This is a genomic window from Caproiciproducens puteiluti (assembly GCF_052442865.1).
Taxonomy (GTDB): domain Bacteria; phylum Bacillota; class Clostridia; order Oscillospirales; family Acutalibacteraceae; genus Caproiciproducens.
This window is the reverse complement of record NZ_CP194790.1, coordinates 420,345-440,594: the sequence shown is the minus strand read 5'-3', so window position 1 is coordinate 440,594 and position 20,250 is coordinate 420,345. Positions and strand designations below refer to the sequence as shown.

The 20,250-nt window shown below is 54.0% G+C and carries 19 protein-coding genes; all 19 read right to left on the bottom strand.

Features of this window, described 5'->3' with window-relative positions; all coding sequences use genetic code 11:
* Window positions 1-15 precede the first annotated feature (15 nt).
* The 19 genes from kdpA to ACRQU7_RS02105 all read right to left on the bottom strand — a co-directional run bounded on the left by kdpA (window position 16) and on the right by ACRQU7_RS02105 (window position 20,104).
* Window positions 16-1,701: a potassium-transporting ATPase subunit KdpA gene (kdpA, locus tag ACRQU7_RS02195; protein ID WP_341547713.1), complete on the bottom strand. Its 1,686-nt coding sequence runs from the start codon at window positions 1,699-1,701 to the stop codon at window positions 16-18.
* The gene (kdpF, locus tag ACRQU7_RS02190; RefSeq protein WP_444645486.1) at window positions 1,698-1,781 is read right to left on the bottom strand and encodes a K(+)-transporting ATPase subunit F; all 84 of its coding nucleotides are present in this window, start codon (window positions 1,779-1,781) and stop codon (window positions 1,698-1,700) included. Before kdpF ends, kdpA begins: the two co-directional genes overlap by 4 nt.
* Before the next feature lie 480 nt (window positions 1,782-2,261).
* On the bottom strand, window positions 2,262-2,528 hold the full coding sequence (locus tag ACRQU7_RS02185) for a helix-turn-helix domain-containing protein (RefSeq protein WP_341547715.1): 267 nt from the start codon (window positions 2,526-2,528) through the stop codon (window positions 2,262-2,264).
* Window positions 2,529-2,534: 6 nt separating this feature from the next.
* A complete protein-coding gene (locus tag ACRQU7_RS02180) occupies window positions 2,535-4,361 on the bottom strand; it encodes a VirD4-like conjugal transfer protein, CD1115 family (RefSeq protein ID WP_341547716.1) in 1,827 nt (608 codons plus the stop codon).
* A 313-nt stretch (window positions 4,362-4,674) separates the two neighbouring features.
* Complete coding sequence (locus tag ACRQU7_RS02175) at window positions 4,675-5,619, bottom strand: DUF3991 and toprim domain-containing protein (protein ID WP_341547718.1); 945 nt, start codon at window positions 5,617-5,619, stop codon at window positions 4,675-4,677.
* A 150-nt stretch (window positions 5,620-5,769) separates the two neighbouring features.
* Window positions 5,770-8,649: a MobP3 family relaxase gene (gene mobP3, locus ACRQU7_RS02170; RefSeq protein ID WP_444643339.1), complete on the bottom strand. Its 2,880-nt coding sequence runs from the start codon at window positions 8,647-8,649 to the stop codon at window positions 5,770-5,772.
* The gene (locus tag ACRQU7_RS02165; RefSeq protein WP_341547720.1) at window positions 8,649-9,071 is read right to left on the bottom strand and encodes a hypothetical protein; all 423 of its coding nucleotides are present in this window, start codon (window positions 9,069-9,071) and stop codon (window positions 8,649-8,651) included. Before ACRQU7_RS02165 ends, mobP3 begins: the two co-directional genes overlap by 1 nt.
* Before the next feature lie 421 nt (window positions 9,072-9,492).
* A complete protein-coding gene (locus ACRQU7_RS02160) occupies window positions 9,493-9,759 on the bottom strand; it encodes a DUF6103 family protein (RefSeq protein ID WP_018213969.1) in 267 nt (88 codons plus the stop codon).
* Between the two features lie 14 nt (window positions 9,760-9,773).
* Window positions 9,774-10,148, bottom strand: coding sequence for a DUF3846 domain-containing protein (locus tag ACRQU7_RS02155; RefSeq protein WP_018213970.1), 375 nt, complete (start codon window positions 10,146-10,148; stop codon window positions 9,774-9,776).
* A 24-nt stretch (window positions 10,149-10,172) separates the two neighbouring features.
* The gene (locus tag ACRQU7_RS02150) at window positions 10,173-11,681 is read right to left on the bottom strand and encodes a peptidoglycan DD-metalloendopeptidase family protein (protein WP_018213971.1); all 1,509 of its coding nucleotides are present in this window, start codon (window positions 11,679-11,681) and stop codon (window positions 10,173-10,175) included.
* A gap of 4 nt (window positions 11,682-11,685) precedes the next feature.
* Entirely contained in the window at window positions 11,686-12,189 is a 504-nt protein-coding gene (locus ACRQU7_RS02145; protein ID WP_018213972.1) for a gamma-glutamylcyclotransferase family protein, read from the bottom strand.
* A 12-nt stretch (window positions 12,190-12,201) separates the two neighbouring features.
* Window positions 12,202-13,239, bottom strand: coding sequence for an amidoligase family protein (locus ACRQU7_RS02140; RefSeq protein ID WP_018213973.1), 1,038 nt, complete (start codon window positions 13,237-13,239; stop codon window positions 12,202-12,204).
* 13 nt (window positions 13,240-13,252) lie between these two features.
* The gene (locus ACRQU7_RS02135; protein ID WP_018213974.1) at window positions 13,253-13,732 is read right to left on the bottom strand and encodes a hypothetical protein; all 480 of its coding nucleotides are present in this window, start codon (window positions 13,730-13,732) and stop codon (window positions 13,253-13,255) included.
* Window positions 13,733-13,751: 19 nt separating this feature from the next.
* Entirely contained in the window at window positions 13,752-15,515 is a 1,764-nt protein-coding gene (locus tag ACRQU7_RS02130) for a helicase HerA domain-containing protein (RefSeq protein ID WP_207729943.1), read from the bottom strand.
* 61 nt (window positions 15,516-15,576) lie between these two features.
* A complete protein-coding gene (locus tag ACRQU7_RS02125; RefSeq protein WP_018213976.1) occupies window positions 15,577-16,179 on the bottom strand; it encodes a hypothetical protein in 603 nt (200 codons plus the stop codon).
* The gene (locus tag ACRQU7_RS02120) at window positions 16,167-16,424 is read right to left on the bottom strand and encodes a hypothetical protein (RefSeq protein ID WP_018213977.1); all 258 of its coding nucleotides are present in this window, start codon (window positions 16,422-16,424) and stop codon (window positions 16,167-16,169) included. Before ACRQU7_RS02120 ends, ACRQU7_RS02125 begins: the two co-directional genes overlap by 13 nt.
* Complete coding sequence (locus tag ACRQU7_RS02115) at window positions 16,400-18,796, bottom strand: DNA cytosine methyltransferase (RefSeq protein WP_074432651.1); 2,397 nt, start codon at window positions 18,794-18,796, stop codon at window positions 16,400-16,402. The genes ACRQU7_RS02120 and ACRQU7_RS02115 overlap by 25 nt, the downstream gene beginning before the upstream one ends.
* Complete coding sequence (locus ACRQU7_RS02110) at window positions 18,796-19,179, bottom strand: DUF7768 domain-containing protein (protein WP_444643334.1); 384 nt, start codon at window positions 19,177-19,179, stop codon at window positions 18,796-18,798. Before ACRQU7_RS02110 ends, ACRQU7_RS02115 begins: the two co-directional genes overlap by 1 nt.
* A gap of 19 nt (window positions 19,180-19,198) precedes the next feature.
* Complete coding sequence (locus tag ACRQU7_RS02105; protein WP_018213985.1) at window positions 19,199-20,104, bottom strand: conjugal transfer protein TrbL family protein; 906 nt, start codon at window positions 20,102-20,104, stop codon at window positions 19,199-19,201.
* Window positions 20,105-20,250: the final 146 nt, after the last annotated feature.

Here is a 20,250-nt window from a genome sequence, read left to right as displayed (position 1 = left end):
GTTAGTCCCCCCGTTCTATCGCATTGTGAAGTAATCGGCAATGGGTCCGAGAGCCAGCGCTGGTAAAAAGCTCAATGCGCCGACAATCAAAATAACGCCGATCAGCAGTCCCACAAACATGGTATTTGTTGTTGATAAGGTTCCTTCACTGACTGCAACCGCCTTCTTCTTCGCCATATTTCCGGCAAGGAAGATGGCCGCAGCCATAGGAATGAAGCGTGCCAAAAGCATGATGATGCCGCCGACCACATTTGTAAACACCGTGTTTGCATTAAATCCGGCAAACGCGCTTCCGTTGTTGTTGCCCATAGACGAAAATGCATAAAGGATTTCTGAAAATCCATGGGCGCCGGAGTTGGTCAGCCATGAGGCGGCATCCGGCATCAATACGGCTGCGGCAGTTCCCAGAAGGGTAACCATTAAGGGAGCAAGCACAATCAGGCACACCATTTTCATGTCATACGGCTCCACCTTTTTCCCGAGATACTCCGGCGTTCTCCCCACCATGAGTCCGGCGATAAATACCGTCAGCAGAACAAAGGCAATCATGCCGTACAGTCCGCTGCCCACGCCGCCAAACACAATTTCACCAAGCTGCATCAGGAACATGGGAATCATTCCCCCGAGAGGCGTGAAACTGTCATGCATGGAATTTACTGAGCCATTGGATACTGCTGTAGTGGCTGTAGCCCACAAGGAAGATGCGCCGACACCATGGATAACCTCTTTGCCTTCCATACTACCTGAGGCAGCAACCCCTTCGAAAGAGGGCCCCATATACTGCTCACTTATTGTTGTAACGCTGAGAGCTACTACAAACAGAATCATCATGGCAATATAAATGGATTTTCCTTGCTTACTGTCCTTGACGGCCTTACCAAACGATACGCATAAAGCAGCAGGAATTAACAGAAGCGATAAGCATTCCAATAGGTTCGAAAATGCCGTCGGATTTTCCAACGGAAAAGCAGAGTTAACGCCGAAGAAGCCGCCGCCGTTTGTTCCAAGCTGCTTAATGGCAATCTGGCTGGCCGCAGGACCCAAAGGGATAGTTTGTGCCGCTCCGCCTTGAAGCATAGCCACTTCCTTGTAGGGTGCAAAGGTCTGCACAACGCCCTGTGACACAAGCACAAGTGCCAGAACAAAGGAGAGGGGAATCAGCACATAAAGCGTAATTCTGGTCAAATCAGTCCAAAAGCTTCCGATGGTTGTTTTCTGCCTTAAAACAAAGCCTCTGATTAGGGCGAACAATACGGCGATTCCAGTTGCCGCCGACACAAAATTCTGGACGGTAAGCCCTAAGAACTGCGTCAGATAAGACAACCCGGTTTCTCCGGAATACGCCTGCCAGTTGGTATTTGAAACAAAGCTTGCCGCCGTGTTAAAGGCAAGATGCCAGCTTGTGCCTTCAATCCCCGCAGGGTTAAATGGTAATACGCCCTGCAGCATCTGAATGAGCCAGACAAAAAACACACCGATTGCACTGAATATCAACGCGGACAGTACATATTTTTTTGCGCCCATTTCCTCGTTGCCTTTAACACCCATGACTTTATAGATTCCGTTTTCTACCGGAGCAAGGGCGCGGGATAAAAACACCTTTTGGCCGGTCATGACCTTGTACATATAAATGCCAAGCGGAATGGATAACCCCACCAGCAAAACAAGGTAAATAATATCCTGTAAAATAATCATGTTCATAAGTCCTCACCTCGAAACAATACGTAGAATAAGTAGATCATCAAGGCAAATCCGATGATACCGGTGATTGCCAACACCATACCCATATTCTCATCTCCTCTCACTTTCTCAGCGTATGTATGGCAGAATCATGTTCCATCGCACTGCCATGACAATGGCCATTGTAACGATTAAAAATGCCGCAAAGGATAATACTTCTTTCCATGTGCATTGCGTCTTATCATGTTTCATACCGAAAACGCCTTTCATTTTAGTTTTGTTGTAAAGTTTTTAGATATTATACGTAAATGTGCATTTTTTACCCAAATATCATTCTTTACGCTATTTATCATAACAAAAAAGAGGTCAATGAGGTGTCAATTCGAATGGAGTAGATGTCAAGAAAGCGTCCAGATGTTTTATGCAAAACATAAAGAGAAACACTTTCTTCTTTTTCTGTAATAAGTCTTTCTTAGAGTGGGAGGTTCTGGTGGGTTCACAGTGAACCGCACCTGGGTTCTGCGGAAAGACGGAATACCCCCTTGGCGGGAAATACGCCTTTCCGCTTTGCCGCGATTCCGCTACTTTTTTAGAATCAGCCGGTTGCTGGTATTACTGCCGTTCTCCCGGTAGCGGGATTCTTTTTCAATGAGCCCAGCATGAACCAAATCATGCAGGGCGCGCTTGACGGTGCTGCGGGAAAGCTGCAAGTCGGCGGCAATGGTCTTGACCGCAGGCCAGCAGTCTGAGCCTTTCCCCGCACGGTCACGAAGGTAAATATAAACCGTCCTCGCCCGATGGGGGAGTTCATCGGGCGGAGCGGTATAGATGTGGTTAAAATAGCTCATTTGTTATCACTCCGTTCTGACATGGCTGCGCCGCTTTAGTGGCTCCGCGGGATGCTCCGTCACGGGGGTGTGGAGCGCACCGGTGCCGGTGGGCGACTCCAATATCTCCCCGGTTTCCTCATCCACCATCAGGCAGGCTGTGTGCTTGCGAACAATGTTTTCCTCCAGCGTCTGCTTATCGGCATAGACCACCTTCCGGTGCGCCTTTTCTTCAACGGTATAGGGCTTCCCAAAGCGGATACCCCAATCCAGAAACAGCCGCAGCCTTGTCCGCATGGGATGTGTGCCGGTTTTCATAACGACAAAGCTGCCCTTGGGAATGGATTTGAGTTCATCCGGTGTCATAAGAGGACGCTCCATCATTTGCAGGGACTGGCTGGGATCGTTCTTTCCACGGCTGATGCTGCCGCTCATCACGGTGCGGCTGCCCAATGCCTTAGAAAGTACCTCTGCGGTCTGGCTATTGGGCGCGAAACCGCCGAAGATGGTGTCCTGGCAGTTGTCCACGATGATTTCTGCACCCTCCTTGCCGTAATTCTTTTCAAGCTGTCCGAAGGACTGGATAATGGGAATCATGGAAAGACGGCGGGAGCGGCTGGCCGAAAAAATCAGCTCAAGTGATTCAATGGCCGGGAGCGTACCCAGCTCGTCACAGTAGAACATCACCCGATTTTTCAGCTTGCCGCCGTTCTCATCCGCTACCGCAAGGATTTCACGGTAGAGTTGCTGGATCATCAGGCTGACCATGAAATATTTAGTTAGATCTTCTTCGGGAAGTATAATAAATAGCGCCGATTTTTCATTGCAGAATTTCTCCGCGTCAATGGTGGTTTCAAAGCAAAGAATCTGCTCCATTTCACTGTCGATAAATGAGTTGAGGCGGGACAGCACGGTAGACAGTACCGAGGCCATGGCCTGCTCCGCGGAGTTGAGGGCGGCTCCCGCAAACCAGCGGGCCTTATGGTCAGGCGGCAGCTTTTCCATCAGGAGCTGGAACTGGCTTTTACCCTTTACCTTGCTGGGCGCCAGCAAATCCTGTACCAGTTTGAACACGCTGATGATATGGCGGCAGTCCACCTTTTTTCCATCTGCTTTAGTGGGCGGCAGATATTCGGCTATCAGCAGAATGATGGAGGACAGAAGCCCCTCGGCGGCATCATAGAAAAATTGGTTCTGTCCGTAGTTCTCGCCGCTGGCGTTGATGATGGTCTTTGAGATGATTTTGGCGTATTTCTCCGCCTTGGCCTTTGCCACAAGATTGTTTTCATCGGCAAGGTAGGTGTCCATGTAGGTGTTGACCAGCTGGAGCATATTGTTGCCGTCCGAGCGGGTGGGGTTTCGAAGGTCAATGACCGCCACATGGTAGCCATAATGGTCACGGGCAATGGCACCGTAGTTGCGGAACAGGTCCCCCTTGGTATCGGTGGTCAGAAAGCTCATGCCAGAGGCACAGGCATACTCCAGATTCGGGTACAGGAAAAAGGCTGTTTTGCCCACGCCGGATGCGCCGATCATCAGGCAGTGGACGTCGTCGGTATCCACCAGCGCCGTGACTTTGTTCTTTGCTCCTGTGCTGCCGAGGATGATGCCTTGCTCTGAAACAGCGGGGAGGTTTTCTCCCTTCCGCCACAGCTCCGGCTGAAAGGGAATATGCTTGTAAATGCTTTTGATTTCCTGCTTGGTGGCAAAGCGCGCCGTACCGTGCTGGCCATCGCCCACTGTGCGGGACTTGATTCCGTTGAGGGTGTAATAGTGGGCTAAAAGAGAAAGGCCGCCGATGACGAGAAACATCACGGCGGCCGCTGCGATTAGAATGTAGACTTGGGATTGCATAGGGGAAACTCCTTTCAGTCTGGAATATTTTGTGGTATCCTAAATCTAAAACATATGTGTTACATAAATAGGGATTTGAGGAGTTGACTATATTGTTGGTAATGGGGATTAATCGAATTTTGAAATTGGTTCAAATCACTTCCGGAGGAAAGAGTTACACTTGTCCCACCCAAGAAATAAATGGCGAACTTTTCTTTATTTTCAAAAAGAGTTTGCATAAGGTAATGGATTTCACATCTGAACACACCACAGAGCTTATTTCCGTAGGTGGAAAAATTATAGACAGGAAGCTAAATAAATGAGCTCCATTTTTCTATGCCATCCTCATTTCAAACCCACTCTGCCTTTGCTGTGCCGCTTCCGTTAAATCGTCATTCCAGTCCTTCCCCTGAGATATGAGCCGTTCTGATTCATAGCCCTGTTCGGCAAGCTGCTGTTTCAGCCGTTCGCTGGCCTTGTGCCCGGCTGCATCGTTGTCCAGGCACAGCGAGACTTGCCGGAGCTGTGGATACTGTTTCAGCATCCACAGCATCGCCTGGCCGCCGACGCCGCAGAGGGACACATAGCTGTGCCGCTGCCAGTCCTGCGGATGCAGGGTAATAAACGACAGCAGATCCACAGGCGCTTCAAACACATACAGCGCATTGCTTTCGCCAAGCCAGTGAAAGCTGTGGCGGGGGTCGCAGCCGTCCACGTTCCCTTTAAATGCCTGCCCCAAGGTGTAAATCCCGCGCTTGTGAGCGTGGCGGGCAACTCCGTTTTCATCTAAGCCCACAAACACGGCGTTATGGTATTCCTTTGTTCTGTTCTTGGATTTTTCACAGCTTTCATAGAGGAGCTTCTGCTTTGCAAAGAAGCTCACCACCTCCCGGCCGATGTGCCGGGTTTTCACCAGATAGGCATAAACACGCCTCATATCCGTATGTGCCGGTGGGAGCGCAAAGGGCTTTTTCGGCTCCGGCTCCTTTTGCGAGGCTGGCCGATAGATTTCACCCTGCTCACCGCCCAGCAGCAGGGTCACGGCTTCAGGATAGGAGCAGCCGTAAAACTTCCGCACAAAATCAATGGCATAACCGCCGCTCTCCGCGGAGTGATCGTACCACTCGTTCCCCCGGACGGTGATGCTGCGGTCGGAGGCCAGCCGCTTATCCCGTCCGCTGGGCAGGAGTCTTTCGCCGCGCCGCTGGAGAAAGTCAGCTAAATCCACATTGTTGGCACGGTATTTCTGTTCGTCTGTAAAATGCACATACACACCCATAGCGCACCTCCTATTGATGGCGATTGCCGATTCGATGAAAAAATGCCGCCCTTTTTACAGGACGGCATTGCTTTGGATACAAATTTTTCCGGACGGGCATCCGCCCGGTTTTCTTTTTCTGCTTTTTCATGGTGTTCCTCCCATCGTTTTTTAGAGTGACATGGTCTGTTCGTGGTCGTCCCGCGCATGACCCTGTGCCTGCTTCTTCTCCCGGAGCCTGCGCAGGAGCTTACGGTCGATACGCTGACCGGGCGGTTTCAAGGGCGGAGCGTTGTCAGTAAACACACGGCTCATGTGATGCAGGAGCCGTGTGCCAGCCAGCAGGACGGAGGGGTTTTTGAACTCATCCATATGGTCAAGGAAAAACTGTGCGTAGACATTGCCCTGCGCCGCCGAGAGAGTAAACCAGCGGACGGCGGTTTCCCTATTCTTGGGTACGTCTTTTCCCATCAGATACAGCTTGCCGAGGGTATACTGCGCATACTGGTTTTCTTGCTCGGCGGCGGCTGTCAGGAATTGCAGGGCAGCGGGAATATCCTTTGGCACATCTTCGCCCATGAGATAAACCTTGCCCAGCCGGTACTGTGCGAACTGATTTCCCTGTGCGGCGGAGTGTTTTAGGTATTCCAGTGCTTTTGGGATATCCTTTGGAACATCCTCTCCCTTGAGATAGAGAACGCCGAGGGCATATTCGGCAAAGGGATTCTTCCGGTCGGCGGCAAAGGTCAGCCAGCGGATTGCGGCTTCCACATCCTTGAGGACGCCACCGCCCCCAAGGTACAGCTTACCGAGCCGGTGTGCAGCAAAGTCGTTATCCTGCTCCGCCGACAGGGTATAGAGCCGTACTGCCTCAGCCGTGTTCTGCGGGACGTGCTGTCCCGTCTCATAGAGCTTGCCAAGAAAATATGCGGCATAGGGATTTTCCGCCTCCACCGCCTGCTTGAGATAAACGAGGGCTTTTTCCACCTCCTGCGGCGGCGCTGCTTCGTCTGCAAGAATGAGCTTGGCAAGCTGGTAGCAGGCAAAGGGATTTCCCACCGTCGCTGCCTTTTCAAAATATTCCTTTGCTTTTGTCTCATTCTTTTCCGTGCCCACGCCGTTTAGAAGCATCCAGCCCAGCCGGTACTGGAGCTTATCGTCGTGCCCTTTTTCCTCCAAAGAGGTGAAACCGAGAAAGGCTTCCCGAAAACGCCGATCAGCTTCCGCACTGTTTTTTACGCAGCCGATGCTGTCCCGCATCATTTTGCCAAGCTCGAAGCTGGCATAGGGAAAGCTCTGGTCTGCCGAGCGGATGTAGAGGTCAAAGGCGGTTTCATAATTCTGCTCTACACCCTTGCCGTGATAATACAGACCGCCGAGGGAATACTGCGCATATTTGTACTTCTCGTTTGCAGAAAGAGTGAGCCAGTCCGCCGCCTGCAGATCGTCCTGCTCTGTGCCAAGCCCTGCGGCGACCATTTTGCCGATGCGGTACTCGGTGTACTTCCAAGGCTTTTTTTCCTCGGCGGCATGAAATAGCGCAAGTGCCTTTTCGTACCAGCCATAGGCTGCATCGGCGTTCGCTTCGCACCCAAGCCCGTCGGCGGTCATACGACCAAGATCATAGAGTGCCAGGGGATTATCTTTATCCGCTTCTGCGAGGAAAAGTTCACGGGCTTTTTCAAAATCCTGCGGGATTTCGGCTTCCTCATCGCCGTGGAGATACTGTTTTGCCAGCTTGTATTCCTCCGTCCACCATGAAGCAGAAGCTTTCTCCCCGTTGCGGAAAGACGGAGCAGGCGGCGGTTCGGACGCATCCTCCGGCTCGGCGGGCGCATTCTCCGGCGCAGCCTCCATGGAGGGTACATCGTCATCCGGGGTGGCGTCCGGCAGAGCGGTTTCCACCGAAGCCGGTTCCTCAAAGGTCATAGTTCCGCTGCCAAGTCTCAATGCCTCCTGAATAACCATGTTTCGGATGGGCTTGAAATCCTCACAGCGGGAAAGGGGCGGCGGCTCGGAGGGTGTTTCGGTGTATATGGATTCGATTCTGCCCCTGACCTCCCACCACAGGTGGTAGGCTTCGGCAATGCGGCTGTCCTTGGCAAGCTCATCCACAATTTCGTCTACCACATTTTTCAGGTCTGCTTTCAGGTAGCCGTACTGCTTTTTTCCGCTGACCGTTTGCAGACGTTCGGCAAGGTGTGTGAGGAGTTGCTCCATGCGCTCACTGACCAACACGCCGCCCTTCATCTGGCGAATCAGCTCCCCCATGGCTTCAGCGGCCTGCTGCTTCAGGTCATCCCGTCGCTGGGTCTTTTCCCCGTAAATCGGGATGAGCTCCTGACGGAAAATCTCATTTGCCAGAGCGGACTTCATTTTGCGGATACCCTGCTTGGTGAGATAGCCCTCCTGCGGATTTGTACTGTAGCAAATCATGTGAACATGCGGGTGGTGCGATTCATTGTGAAACGCCGCATACCATTTCAGATGGTCGGGGTGGATTTTCAGGTTCTCCGCCAGCTCCATCGCCTTGGAGGAAAGCAGGGCTTTCCATGCCGCCGCATTTTCAAAGCCAAATTTACCTGCATCCTCCCGGCGCAAGGAAATAATCGGCGTCCAGACATTGCCGGTGTGGGCGGCCACTTCCTCCGCAACCTGTGATAAAACCAGCAGCGCATCCCCGGCTGTAAACAAACCGTGACTGTCAAACTTTTCCACGCGGGGACGGTTTGCGATGTAGTCCAGATATTTTTCCCTGTCACCAATCTGCGGGAGGTGCTGCTCCAGTGTTATAGAGATAAACTCAGAAGCATTTTCACGATTGGGCTGGGCGAGGTAGTCCTCATACTCCAGAGACTCCTTGCTTTCGGGAAACTCACGGATCATTTGCGCAATGAGTGCCCGCTGATTTTTGGTGCTGTGCCAAAGTGCCCGGCCATTCGGAACCTTTTCTACGCCGTCACGGGTTGCTATATATTTCACCAGATGACTCAGGTGCGCGGCAGCTTTTCCGCCCTTGAGGTATCCGTTTTTAATGACCAGCCTTGCCATTAAAGATCAGCACCCTGTTGGAACTGCACCGCATCTTCCAGCTTGATTTTACCTCTCGTCTTTTTCACCTCGGAAATGCATCGTCCACGGAGACTGCGCAGCTCATCATCGGTAACCTCCAATGTGGCTGCCAGCAAATGCATCATCATGCTGATCTCCACCGACAAGCGGAACAGATTATTTGCCACACGATTTTCCGTATTTTGCAGCGTACCCTGAATCGCTCCTAACAGATTCTGAGAAAGAAATGCCGTACTGTTTTGGCTGCTCAAATAGCCGATATAGAAATCTACCGCCTGCGAAACAAATTCGGTGTGGTTTTTCATATCCTTTTCCTGCATCATGGCTTCCATGGTTTTAATCATATCCGGGTAGAGCCATGCCACTACCCGTTGCTTTAGCTCGTTTCTATTTTCATTCATAGGCTCAAATCTCCTTATATTTTGTGTCCAGCACCCCAAACAGCACCTTCAAAATGCTGGAATGGCTGGGCTTTCATGTGGGGCACAGCACCTGACGGAGCCAAAATCCCCATTTACAGCACCTTTTGAAATTCCGAAGCAATCGTTGCAGAGTCCTGAAAAGCCTTTGTATTTCCGTAGAGTGCGGGCGGCACTGCCGTCCGCTGTGACCGCGAGGGGCGTTTACAGCACCTCGCTTTCTCCTGCTCTTTTTTCGACCGTGGAGACTGCTGGATTTGGGGTGCAGAGAGCCTTTTCCCAACGCTCGCACAAAGCCCTCACGTTGCCGTTTAGAGTGGGATGGGTGCATGGATGCCACACCGCCTGTCAAAGCGGCACACAGGGGCGAACAGGGGGCAACGCTGGGGGACGGGCATGCGCCTTAATGTGCCGCCCTGTCCTGTGTGCCATCAGCGGCAGGAGCAGATTTCTCTTTTTCTTTTTGCTTTTTGGGCGAAGCGGTGGCGGGAGCATCCTCGCAGCCCTCGTCAATATATTCCCGGACGGAAGACGGAACGTATTTTTCATAGAGCTTCTGCAAGGAATCGCAGAGCTCCTGTGTGAGATCCGCATCCTTTTTCTCCATGTAGCGTTTCACCGCACGGAGCTTTTCGCCGTCCATTTGCACGGTAATGCTTTCTTTTTTCATGCTGAGTGTCCTCCTTAAAATCGAAATCCCATAAAGGTGAAGCCGGGTTCCAGCTCCGGTTCCTGCCCGGTGAATTCGGGAATGTCAGCAAAAAGCTGGCTGTATTCCGCGACCTTACTCTTGCCGAGCGAGGTAAAGTTGCCGTCATAGGTGGTGTCGCAGACAAAAAACGGACCGCAGATAATGTCCGCGCCCAGCCGCCTGTTGGGCGGCATTCCGTTTATTTTGCCTTCCTCATTGCAGACGGCAACGCAGCCGTTGGGAAAGCTGATGCATTCAATCAGGCCGCCCACCTCCGCCTGCAGGCTGGCAAGGTCATTTTGAATTTCCTTGACATGGGGCGCCTGCCCCGGCTCAATTTTGAGTACCTTAATCTTGTTCTCACGCATAAAATCAGCCCTTCCTTCTTAAATTTATGGTAGATAATTTCTCGGATTTTGCTTCACACCGTTCACCCGCACCTCAAAGTGCAGATGGTTTCCGGTGCTGCGCCCGGTGGAACCCACCTTGGCAACGGTTTCCCCGGCTTTCACGGTTTGCCCCTCACGGACGAGAATCTCAGAGCAGTGACCGTATAAGGTGACCAGCCCGCCGCCGTGGTCAATGGTGAGATAATAGCCGTAGCCGGTGCTGCCATAGACTACGGTTTTCACTGTTCCCGCCTGTGCCGCACGGATGGAGGTGCCTTTCGATGCGCCGAGATCAATACCGGAATGCCCCGCCCACTCGCCGGTGAGCGGGTCCGTCCTGCCGCCGAATTCAGAGGTCACCATGGAGCGCCAGTTCTTACCCAGCGGAGAAATCAAGCCGGAGGCGGAGGCTTCCGGCGCTTCCGCGTAGGGTCTTGCGTACAGCACCTGCTTGCCGGAATCGAACAAATCCCGGTAGACGACCTGTCCTTTCGAGGAGGATGCGTCCACCACCTTGCCGTCCCCGGCGTAGATGCCAACGTGGGTAATGTTCATGAAGCGGTCGTTGGGCTTGTGGCTCCAGAACACCAAATCTCCGGGAGCAAGGCTGGATTTTGGAATCGTCAGCCCGTTGTCCACGCAGTATTTGCCCTGCGCCGCAGCCGTGCCAGGCAGATTTACCCCCAGCTTTTTGTACACCCACTGTACAAGATAGCTGCAGTCGGTGTAGCTGCCCTGTCCTCGAAGCTCCTGCGAATACGGGTCTCCAAGGCGGGAAAGCCCCAGCCGGACAGCCTGTGCACCCGCTTCTCCGACAGGCAAATCGGAATAAAAACCGTCCATCTGATCCGGCGTCCAGTCCTCCCACAGCCCGGAATTGTCATCTTCCATGGGCGCGCCGGTGCCATATCGGGCGCGGTAATAGATTTCATTGGCGTTGGCCTGATCCTCATAAGTGACGGCTCTGCCGAACAGCGCGCGGATGTTGTTGTAGACAGCGGGCAGAGAGGTGATGGGTACGGCTACGGTATAGGTTTCTTCCGAGGTGGTGCCGTCGCCGTTCTCCACGGTGCGGGTGCGTTCCTCATACGTCACAAAGCAGTCCACATAGCGCCGGTGTTCCAGTCGGGAGGGGGACGCTGCGCCGAAGAACAGAGAATAAAAAATTGCCTTGACCCGGTAATTGTCAAGGCTGTCGCCGTCCTCCATCTCTGCGTTCACGTTATCGATGGCATTGTCTATGAGGGTGAAGCTCTGGCGCATATCCCCGATGTATTCCCGGTACTCCGCAGGCATACTCGCCGGAATGACACCGCCGTGAAAGCACAGCTCCACGGCGGTGTTGTTGTGGTTTGTGGTGCCGGAAAGCAAGGAGCAGACCAGCACGACGACCAAAATCAGCGGGGACAGGACGGCGGCAATGATCCAGCAGATGGTTTTCCGGGTGCGTTCATCCGAGAGCGCGGTAGCGGCGGCTTTTACAACAGCTGCGATGGTTGCGGGATCTGCCATGCCGTCACCACCATTTCAGACCGCCAAAGCCGAATAGACTCTGCTGTTCCGGCTCCGGCTCACTTGCCATGAGCTGCTCGGTATAGTCCACCGCCTGCTCCAGAACAGCGGTGTCAAAGCCCGCGGTTTTGTAGCCCTCACGGATGGTGTTGTAGTAATAGTCCGAGGGATACCCCAAGCGATGCCCCGGCGTCATCACATAGACCATGGCGGACACCGACTGTCCATCCAGTGGCAGTTCCATCAGTTCCTTGTCATAGAACCGGGGAAAGCCCTCATAAACATCCAGCGCCGCTTCATCCTTCGGCGTGATCTTCCACAGCAAAACAGGGACGGAGGAACCCTCGCAGGGCTCAATGGTGGCAACGGCTCCGTTTCGGCCGCCCCGGAACACAAGGGCATAATCCTTGATTTCGGATGCCCCCACCACCTTGGCGGATGGGCACCGGTGCGCCATCTGCGGCAGATTAAGATTGCTGCCATAGGCGATATACAGTTTGCTTTTCATACGTTCTCCCTTCTACATGGACATAGTAAAAGCGGGGGACTGCTCGTCCTCCGCTTCCATAATAGGTTCCGGCACCGCTTCTTCCGGGGGAGCCTGTGTCTGCTGACGCTCCGCCTCCCGCTTCTGACGCAGCCGTTCCTTTTGCCTTTGGGCCTGTGCCGGGTCTTTCCACGCGATGCAGCCCTCCAGATGATCCAGCAGATGCTTACGGGCGGTTTTAAACTCGTCCCCGATCATACCGAGGCGCAGAAGCCAAACACGGAAAGTATATTTTTCATTGCTGGACTGTGTTTTCGTAGGACTTGCCGACCGCTGGTTGAGCGCCTGCGCGGTCATGGCAAGACAGAACTGGATGTACGCCTTGATTTTTCCGGCGTGCAGCTCTCCGTTGAACGCCCGGAATTCCACCGTACCCTTTTGGAACACACTGTGCAGATTCAGGCAGTGGTAGCGGCTATGGTGGTAATGCTCCCGGCTGCCGTCCCCGCCGTTATACCAGAGGCTTTTCAGCCGGTCGAGGGTGGCGGGCTTCTGCCGGTTGAGCCGCTCTAAAAAAGCGGGGTCAATCTTCTGGCAGTAGTGGCTTTCCCTCCCACGCGAGACCTTCAGCGCCTTGTAAATCATATCCTCCTTGGCCGCCATGATGTTGACCAGATTACGGAGGTGGGGTGCGTCAAAGGGCGCGGCATTGATATGAATGTGGATGCCACAGGAGGAATTCACAAACGCACCGGCCTCCCGGAGCCTGCGGATCAGCTCCTGCACCGTTTCGATATCCCCGTACTGGCAGATGGGGCTGACCAGCTCCACGCTGTAGTTCCGGTCGGCGCTGACCTTCCTGCGGCCCTCCTTCCGCTGGCAGTCCAGACTGCCGTCGCTCATGACCTTCCATTTGCGGCCGGTGGTATCCCTTGCGAAATAGGTGTCATAGAAGCTGCCCTCATATTCTTTTGTGGTGCCGAAATATTCGGCAATGACCTCGGCAGCGCGGCTTCTGGTAAGCCCGGTCATTTCAATTTCAATCCCGAAATCCTGACCCTGTATCTCCATTTACTCACCGCCTTTACCATATCCTGTGCTGCAGGGTCAGGTCTTTTTCCTGAGACAGCCCCGCCAGCTCCGCCGCAGAGTTGATGAAGCCGCACAGCCGTTCCCTGCGCCAGGTATCAATGAGATACCGCCCGCATTCCTCGTTGAGCGCATTGATTTTCAGCACCGTATCCCGCACACACTCTGAAACGGCGGCGGGATCACCCTGCGCCAAGGTGAGGTCGTCAATGTAGTCATCCAGAATCTGCCCCATGACAGACACATCCTCCGGGGTATAGTGGTAGCTCCCGGCGTAGGGATCGGGGTATTCCTTGCCATCCATGCAGCACCGGAGCTGCTCCAAAATGGCGGGGCGCTCGTCGCAATCCGCTTTCTGGTATTTCTCCATAAACGCTAAAAGATCCGCCTCCCGATTGGGTGTGTAGCGGATGAAGGACAGCATATCTTCGAGGAGTCCTGATTTGTTTTCTTTCTGCTGTTGCAGTCTGTTCATGATTTTTCTCCTTTCCATGTTATCTGCCGCCCGCCGTTCCGAACAATTTCTCCTTATATGCCGGAGCGTGAACCGCGAGGTTATACCGCTCAATGCCGCATTTGTAGAGGCAGACACCGCGCTGGGGAAAGCGGATCAGGTTGTATTCGCTTTCTTCCAGCTGGAGGGAGTCGATATAGAACCGCTTGTCGATGTTGCCTGCGTTGAACAGAAACGCATGAGACGGAATGGAAAACAGCGGCTTGGTCAATTCGCGGATGTGCTCAATATTGAAGTCCTCCAAGTTCTGTGACGAAAGAATAACCGCCGATTCCTTCTTGCGCACACGCTTCATGAAATTGCGGATGTATTCAATGGCTGTCAGGTTCGTGAGGAACAGATACAACTCGTCAATGGAGGCGGCGGTGTTCCCCTCGGTCAGAAGCTTGTCGCTCATGAAGGACAGAACATTGAACAGCAGGGCGTTTTTCACGTTCCGACTGGCCTGGAGCAAGCCTTTTACTCCGAACACAATAAAGCGGTCGGAGGTTACGTTGGTGTGGCCGTTGAAAAACTGACTTTCCGCGCCCATGCACATGGAGTGAAGCCCCAGCAGGATTTCCTGCAAAAGCTCCGGCGGGTAGAGCTGGTATTTGGTTTTGTCGTAGCCCTTGTACTCGGCTTCAATCAGGGCATAGAGGTCGGACAAAATGGGGTAGTCCGTGGCGGCAAGGCTCTTGAAATCGGTGCGGTCGCTGATTCCGAACTGTTCGTACAGCTTGCCCAGCATGATTTCAATGGCGTCAATGTGGCGGTCGGAAAAATCTTTGTAGCACCGGAAGAAATCCTTGAGAAAGCTGATGTGCTGACTGAGCTTGGTGGACTGGCGGAACGCCTGGGGCGCGTCGGTGTCCTCCGGGCTGCCGCCCTCGTCCCATGTTTTCGGCTCCAGCGGGTTGATCCGGTACCGGCCCGACATGAGATCAATGAAACAGCCGCCGAGGTTTTCCGCCAGCTCCACATATTCGTGCTCTGGATCAAGGCACAGAACCGACTTGCCCGATTCGAGGATATTGCAGAGAATGAGCTTTAACAGGTAGCTCTTGCCTTGGCCGGAGTTACCGAGTATCAGGACATTGGCGTTGGTTTTGTCATCGTCGCGCTTGTCAAAATCCGCAATGATATTGGAGCCGAACTTATCCCTGCCGAGGTAAAAGCCGTGAGGGTCGGTCTTACCGCTGTAGTTGAAAGGATAGAGGTTTGCCACGGAGCTTGCGGGCAGCACCCGTTCAAACTGGCTGGCGAACACATTCCAGCCAGCGGGGCCTACGGCGAGAAAACCCTCCCGCTGGCGCAGCATGAGCCGGTCCACATTGAGCTTGGAGCGCACCAGCTCGGTGAGCACATCGGTCTGGAGCAGCTTCAGCGCATCGGAATCGTGAGCGGTCAGCTCGATAAAAACAGCGCAGTGCAGAAGCGGCTCCCGATTCCGGTGCATGGAGGAGACCAGCGTCACTACATCCTGCAGATTGCTTTCGGCGGTGACGGTCTGCTGGAGATCGTTGGTACTGCTCTTATCCATGCGATTTTTGTTGGCGGCATTGTGGATGATCTTCTTTTCCTCGGCCGCCGTTACCTGACGGGTGTAGATGCGCAGGGTCACGCCGTCCTTTTCTCCGAGGTGGCGCAGGATGGCCTGTTCCTCGGTAGCTGTGGGATATTCCCGCAGCACCCACACACAGCGGTAGGTGTTGCCGCATATGAAGTGGTCGGTGTTGAATTTGATGATGCCCGGAGCGATCATGTCAAGGAAATCCTTGATTTTTGCATCCTCCTGCGGCACTGATTTTTCTCTTTTTCTGTTTTTACTCACCGAAAATCACCCACCTTTCTCCGTCATAATCCTCGTATTGTTCCGTTGTGACATTCTGCTCATAATAGACACCCAGCAGGCGCTTGATGTCCGATTCACCCGCCTTGCGCACCGTGAAGCCCTGATCCTTAAGGCTCTTTTCGATGCGGGAGAGGTAGGGCTGAACATCGCGTTCCTTTTCATTTCTCAGCCGGATGATGATTAGAAATTCCCTTGCCGTTGCCATCTGCACCTGCATACGGTCAAGGGCGGTCTGATCCTGTGCCAGCAGTTTTCGGATGACAGGATTCTGCTCGGCATCCATTCTTGCTTTGAGATAACTCTTATTGTCCTCGAAGTTTTCCCGGCTGTTCAGGCACAGCATTTCAATTTCAGCAATGCCCTTGAGAACATTCATAAGAGCGTAGATTCTTGCCCCCACGCTGCTCTCAGACAAAACACTGATATTGGTCGGTTTAATCATAAAAAACACCAGCTCACCGTGGGGCGTTACAAGGCTGTGGGCGGTGATGCCATCAATGCCCATGAGCTGGCGGGTGGAGGCTTTTTCTCTGGCCTCCTGTTTCTTTTTTCTGTTCATATTCATCCCCTCCATTCGTAGGTCTGCTGCTTGCCAAAGAAGAAAGCGACGGCGTAGCGGATAAAGTCAAGGATGCTCACATCCTCGAAGCGGATGGATAAAAAGGCATAGACCGCCGTCAGAACAATGGGCGGCAGCCAGCCCAGCCGGGAGAGGGCAAAGACAGAAATCAGGCATTCGATGCCGATGATTCCGATGTCCCGCAGATCCCACAGCCACAGGGTCGCCTTTGATTTTAAGTTGTCGGGGTAGATGTACATCGGGGTGATCCCTCCTGTTCCTCATAGATTTTTCGTAAAAAATAAGCGATGCCTCGGAGGACAAAGTCCACGCAGGGTATCGCCACACTATTTCCAAGAGCTTTATACCGGGCGCTGTCAGATGCCCCCGGAATTAGCGTCCAGCCATCGGGAAAACCTTGGAGCCGTTCACATTCCAGAGGGGTAAGCCTGCGGATGAGGTTGCGCCTTTCCACAATGCATTTGTTCTGACTGACATACTGGCTGCCGATGCCTTTCTCATCTCCACGGCAAAGCGCGCCCACCACCTCTTGGTATGGCTCACACACTGCGTGCCGGTCGCTGGTTGTAATGGTGTAGCTGATGTCCGGCTGACAGCCGAGGCCGTTGCCGCCGTTTTCCGGCTCCCGGTCGATGGTGTTTCCGGCAATGCAGATGGTTTCCTGCAAAATAGCAATGCCGCCTTGGTTCTTGCTGGGATCGGGGCTGGTTGTGTCAATGGTTCTGGCAACCTCCGTTTCCCGGCATCCCGAATGGGGATTTGCTGATTTCATGCTGTTGGATTCCTTGGAATCCAGCGAAAAGGCAACGGCACTGCCCACCAGCGGAACATTATTGCCGCCTGTTCCCATCCGGGCGGACATGGTGGGCGCTACTGCATGGGGGCCGGTGTAGCGGCTGTCAATGCCGTGATTTTCAAATAATACCGGCTGATTATTGCCACTCATCCCGGCACTTGCCGTAATGGTCGGGCAGATGCCCTCGCCAATTTCAGCGCCGCCCTGCTGGGTCGCCATGACCAGCGGCTGATTGTTCCCGCCCTGCCCGAAGCCTGCGGATACTGTCTGCGACACATCCACCGGTCCGGTAAAGCGGGAATCTTGTGCGTGGTTGTCAAACACCAGCGGCTGGTGTCCATGCTCCTGTGCGCGGAGGGTGCCGGTGATATCCTCGGTACAGTGCATCTGACTGCCGCCCTGATCGTTGAGGCACAGTACCGATGGGGCCGTGCCGGTTTTAATGGTGGGTGAGCACTCCGCCTGATAGCCGATTCCTCTCGCATCGGCGCTGGCATTTCCGCAGAAGCCCGCGGTAAGCACACAGGGATAGCCCTGTCCGGCCTGCCCACCGCCGCCGGTAATAGAGGTGTGTACCTCCGGTGAGAGAAAGCAGTCGCCGTCACCCTTGCTGACAACGCCTGCCGCAAACAGAAGCCCTGCCGGGTTTCTTCCCCCGCCGCCGTCCGCACCGGCAAGAGTCGGCGCCACACCCTCCGGCGTGAACACACGGCTTTGCTGGGTATCCCAGCCGTTCAGACAGTTTGGCTGAGATACAAGGGGAGGATGCCCGCCCATACCGGCGCGCAGCGTGGACGCCACATCCTCGGTGACATCCATCCGTTCGCCGCCCTGATCGTTTAAGCACAACAGCGGTTCTGCCACAAAGGTCTGCTGTTTCATCCCCGGCTGAGCCTGTACTGCCCCTGCAATATCGTGCAAATCCCGCACTTCATCACGTTGGTTGGCGGCGAAAGCAATGGGTATTCTTTCTTCTGTCTGAATATATCCGTGCCCACCGCCTTCACCACTATAGAGGGCGGGCCATGTTCCGGTTTCTTCAAAAATGCGGCGGCTCTGTACATCCCATGGGGTCAGGCAAGCCCCGCCTGTATCATCAGTGCGTCCCTGAGCTGGGGCGGCAGCTCCTTGCCGCGGGCCTCCGCTCTGCGCAATATCCCCAAACAGGCTGTCTTGCTTAAATAGTATTTCGGGTGCGGTCGTGCCTCCAAAATCTGCGACAAGGAAGATGCGACGGCGGCGCTGGGCGACTCCCCAGAATTGAGCGTCCATGACTCTCCAAGCCAGACTGAATTCATTTCCCAAAAGGACAGCCCCAGCAGATTCCCAGCGCCCGGACTCAGGTCGAGGCACATCACAGGCACTGTACTTAATGCGGACGATCTCCTCAATGACCGCCCGGAAGTCCTCCCCCTCTGCGGAGCTGAAGGCTCCGGGGACATTCTCCCAAACGAGGTATCGAGGTCGAACAAGGTGAGCTGGTACGTTTCGTTGCTCATCGGATTTTCTCATCTCCTTCGCAATGCGTGTCTGCTCCATAAACAGGCCGGAACGCTCACCCGCCAAGCCCCGGCGCTGGCCAGCGACCGATAAATCTTGACACGGGCTGCCGCCGCAAATGACGTCCACAGGCGGCAATTTCGCTCCGTCCAGCTTTGTAATATCCCCGACATGGAGCATTTCGGGGAATCGGATTTTCGTCACTTCAATGGGAAAGGCTTCGATTTCACTGGCCCATACGGGAGTGATACCGTTGCGGATAGCCGCCAATGGAAAACCTCCGATCCCATCGAAGAGGCTCCCCATCGTCATCATCAGGCCATCCTCATCGCCTGCTGGGGAGCTTCGGCCGGTTTGGTGCCTTTGGCTCTGCCGATGGCAAAGCCGTTTTCCTGTTCCATCACCCGGCGAACCGGGATTCCGATTCTGACCGCTTCCTCGATTTCAAGGTGCATTCCATAGGAGATGCGGTCGCCGTAGCACCACAACTCGTCACAGCGGGGCAGCATGGCAAGTCCCATATCCAGACCCGCCTGACGCTCCTGCGGATTGGAATCATCAAGGAGCTGCGGATATAACAGATGGGGCGCAAAAAAAGCGTGCCCCTCGTTCATCACATGGCGGCACGCTTTCCTGGCAAATGCGGTGTTCTGTTCGATGTCCCCGGCATAAGGGGACGCCACATAGATTAATTTCATAGGCTTTTCCTTTCTGTGCTTATTTCGGCGCTACCGCCTGTACGATGGTGCGGGTGGTGTTGACGGCAGCCTGTGCGGTATACACGGCGCTCATCACGTTGGCCTTTGTACTGGTATCCAGCCCGAAGGCTCCGGCAATTCGCGGTACTTCTCCTGCGGCCAGCATCAGACCAAGCCCCAGCAGAGCGTGGGTTCGCAGCACCATAAGCCCCGCCGCAAGGATGGTTGCCTGCAAAAATGTGGTGAGGCACAGACCGATGATCTGCTTGCACCACTGTGTAAAACCGTCGATGTAGCCGCGGGGAACGGAAAACATATACAGGCTGCCCACGGCAATCTGTATGAGCAGGATGCCGCCGCGCTTCAGGTTGGCAAAGAACACCTTAATGACCGCGTACCCCATCATGATGATCATAAAGAGCAGCAGGATGGGGCTTGTAATGACAGCCAGCCCTCCGAACACGCCGGAGCCCATGGCGCCAACCATATCCGGTGAGCTGCCAAGCTCGGAAATGATGTTCCCGGCAAGGTCGCCAAAGCTGGTTCCATAGCCGGTGATCCCCGCCGTGAGGCTGCTCTGGAGATTGACCGAGAGCTTGAACAGCTCCACCGGCACGATGGTAAAAAGGGACACCGCCATAAAGCCCTTAATGGCGTTTAAGGCGGTGTCCTTGATGCTGCCCCGGCCGTGCTGGTACTCGATGCCGGTTTCAAACGCCGACACCACCAGCCCGGTTCCATACAGCGCCCAAGCCAGATAGGAAAAAAACAGGACGATGGACTGCACCCAGCTCATTTCGAACAGCTCCACGCCCATATTTCCCATCTGTGCAAAAAAATCGGCCAGAAAACCGACCACCTGTCCGTAGAGCCATTCGATGATCTGATCCATCACGGTTCCAAGGACAAAGTCCCATATGAACATTGGATTCTCACCCCTTTCTGTGGAAATAAAAAAGGCACACCATGCAATAAAATGCGGTGTGCCTGCATATCTGTCTGAACGGATTTCTGACAGGGTGCTAACATTTAGAAAACTTCAGAAACGACTTGACAATCCGTCCGGTCAGA

What these genes read in the sequence shown, in the direction of transcription:
- ACRQU7_RS02160 (WP_018213969.1), bottom strand. Translation starts at nt 9,759, where the DNA reads ATGAAAAAAGAAAGCATTACCGTGCAAATGGACGGCGAAAAGCTCCGT.
- ACRQU7_RS02130 (WP_207729943.1), bottom strand. Translation starts at nt 15,515, where the DNA reads ATGATCGCTCCGGGCATCATCAAATTCAACACCGACCACTTCATATGC.
- ACRQU7_RS02135 (WP_018213974.1), bottom strand. Translation starts at nt 13,732, where the DNA reads ATGAACAGACTGCAACAGCAGAAAGAAAACAAATCAGGACTCCTCGAA.
- ACRQU7_RS02105 (WP_018213985.1), bottom strand. Translation starts at nt 20,104, where the DNA reads ATGTTCATATGGGACTTTGTCCTTGGAACCGTGATGGATCAGATCATC.
- ACRQU7_RS02165 (WP_341547720.1), bottom strand. Translation starts at nt 9,071, where the DNA reads ATGAATGAAAATAGAAACGAGCTAAAGCAACGGGTAGTGGCATGGCTC.
- ACRQU7_RS02155 (WP_018213970.1), bottom strand. Translation starts at nt 10,148, where the DNA reads ATGCGTGAGAACAAGATTAAGGTACTCAAAATTGAGCCGGGGCAGGCG.
- ACRQU7_RS02125 (WP_018213976.1), bottom strand. Translation starts at nt 16,179, where the DNA reads ATGGAGGGGATGAATATGAACAGAAAAAAGAAACAGGAGGCCAGAGAA.
- kdpA (WP_341547713.1), bottom strand. Translation starts at nt 1,701, where the DNA reads ATGAACATGATTATTTTACAGGATATTATTTACCTTGTTTTGCTGGTG.
- ACRQU7_RS02120 (WP_018213977.1), bottom strand. Translation starts at nt 16,424, where the DNA reads ATGTACATCTACCCCGACAACTTAAAATCAAAGGCGACCCTGTGGCTG.
- ACRQU7_RS02185 (WP_341547715.1), bottom strand. Translation starts at nt 2,528, where the DNA reads ATGAGCTATTTTAACCACATCTATACCGCTCCGCCCGATGAACTCCCC.
- kdpF (WP_444645486.1), bottom strand. Translation starts at nt 1,781, where the DNA reads ATGGTGTTGGCAATCACCGGTATCATCGGATTTGCCTTGATGATCTAC.
- ACRQU7_RS02180 (WP_341547716.1), bottom strand. Translation starts at nt 4,361, where the DNA reads ATGCAATCCCAAGTCTACATTCTAATCGCAGCGGCCGCCGTGATGTTT.
- ACRQU7_RS02115 (WP_074432651.1), bottom strand. Translation starts at nt 18,796, where the DNA reads ATGATGACGATGGGGAGCCTCTTCGATGGGATCGGAGGTTTTCCATTG.
- mobP3 (WP_444643339.1), bottom strand. Translation starts at nt 8,649, where the DNA reads ATGGCAAGGCTGGTCATTAAAAACGGATACCTCAAGGGCGGAAAAGCT.
- ACRQU7_RS02140 (WP_018213973.1), bottom strand. Translation starts at nt 13,239, where the DNA reads ATGGAGATACAGGGTCAGGATTTCGGGATTGAAATTGAAATGACCGGG.
- ACRQU7_RS02175 (WP_341547718.1), bottom strand. Translation starts at nt 5,619, where the DNA reads ATGGGTGTGTATGTGCATTTTACAGACGAACAGAAATACCGTGCCAAC.
- ACRQU7_RS02150 (WP_018213971.1), bottom strand. Translation starts at nt 11,681, where the DNA reads ATGGCAGATCCCGCAACCATCGCAGCTGTTGTAAAAGCCGCCGCTACC.
- ACRQU7_RS02145 (WP_018213972.1), bottom strand. Translation starts at nt 12,189, where the DNA reads ATGAAAAGCAAACTGTATATCGCCTATGGCAGCAATCTTAATCTGCCG.
- ACRQU7_RS02110 (WP_444643334.1), bottom strand. Translation starts at nt 19,179, where the DNA reads ATGAAATTAATCTATGTGGCGTCCCCTTATGCCGGGGACATCGAACAG.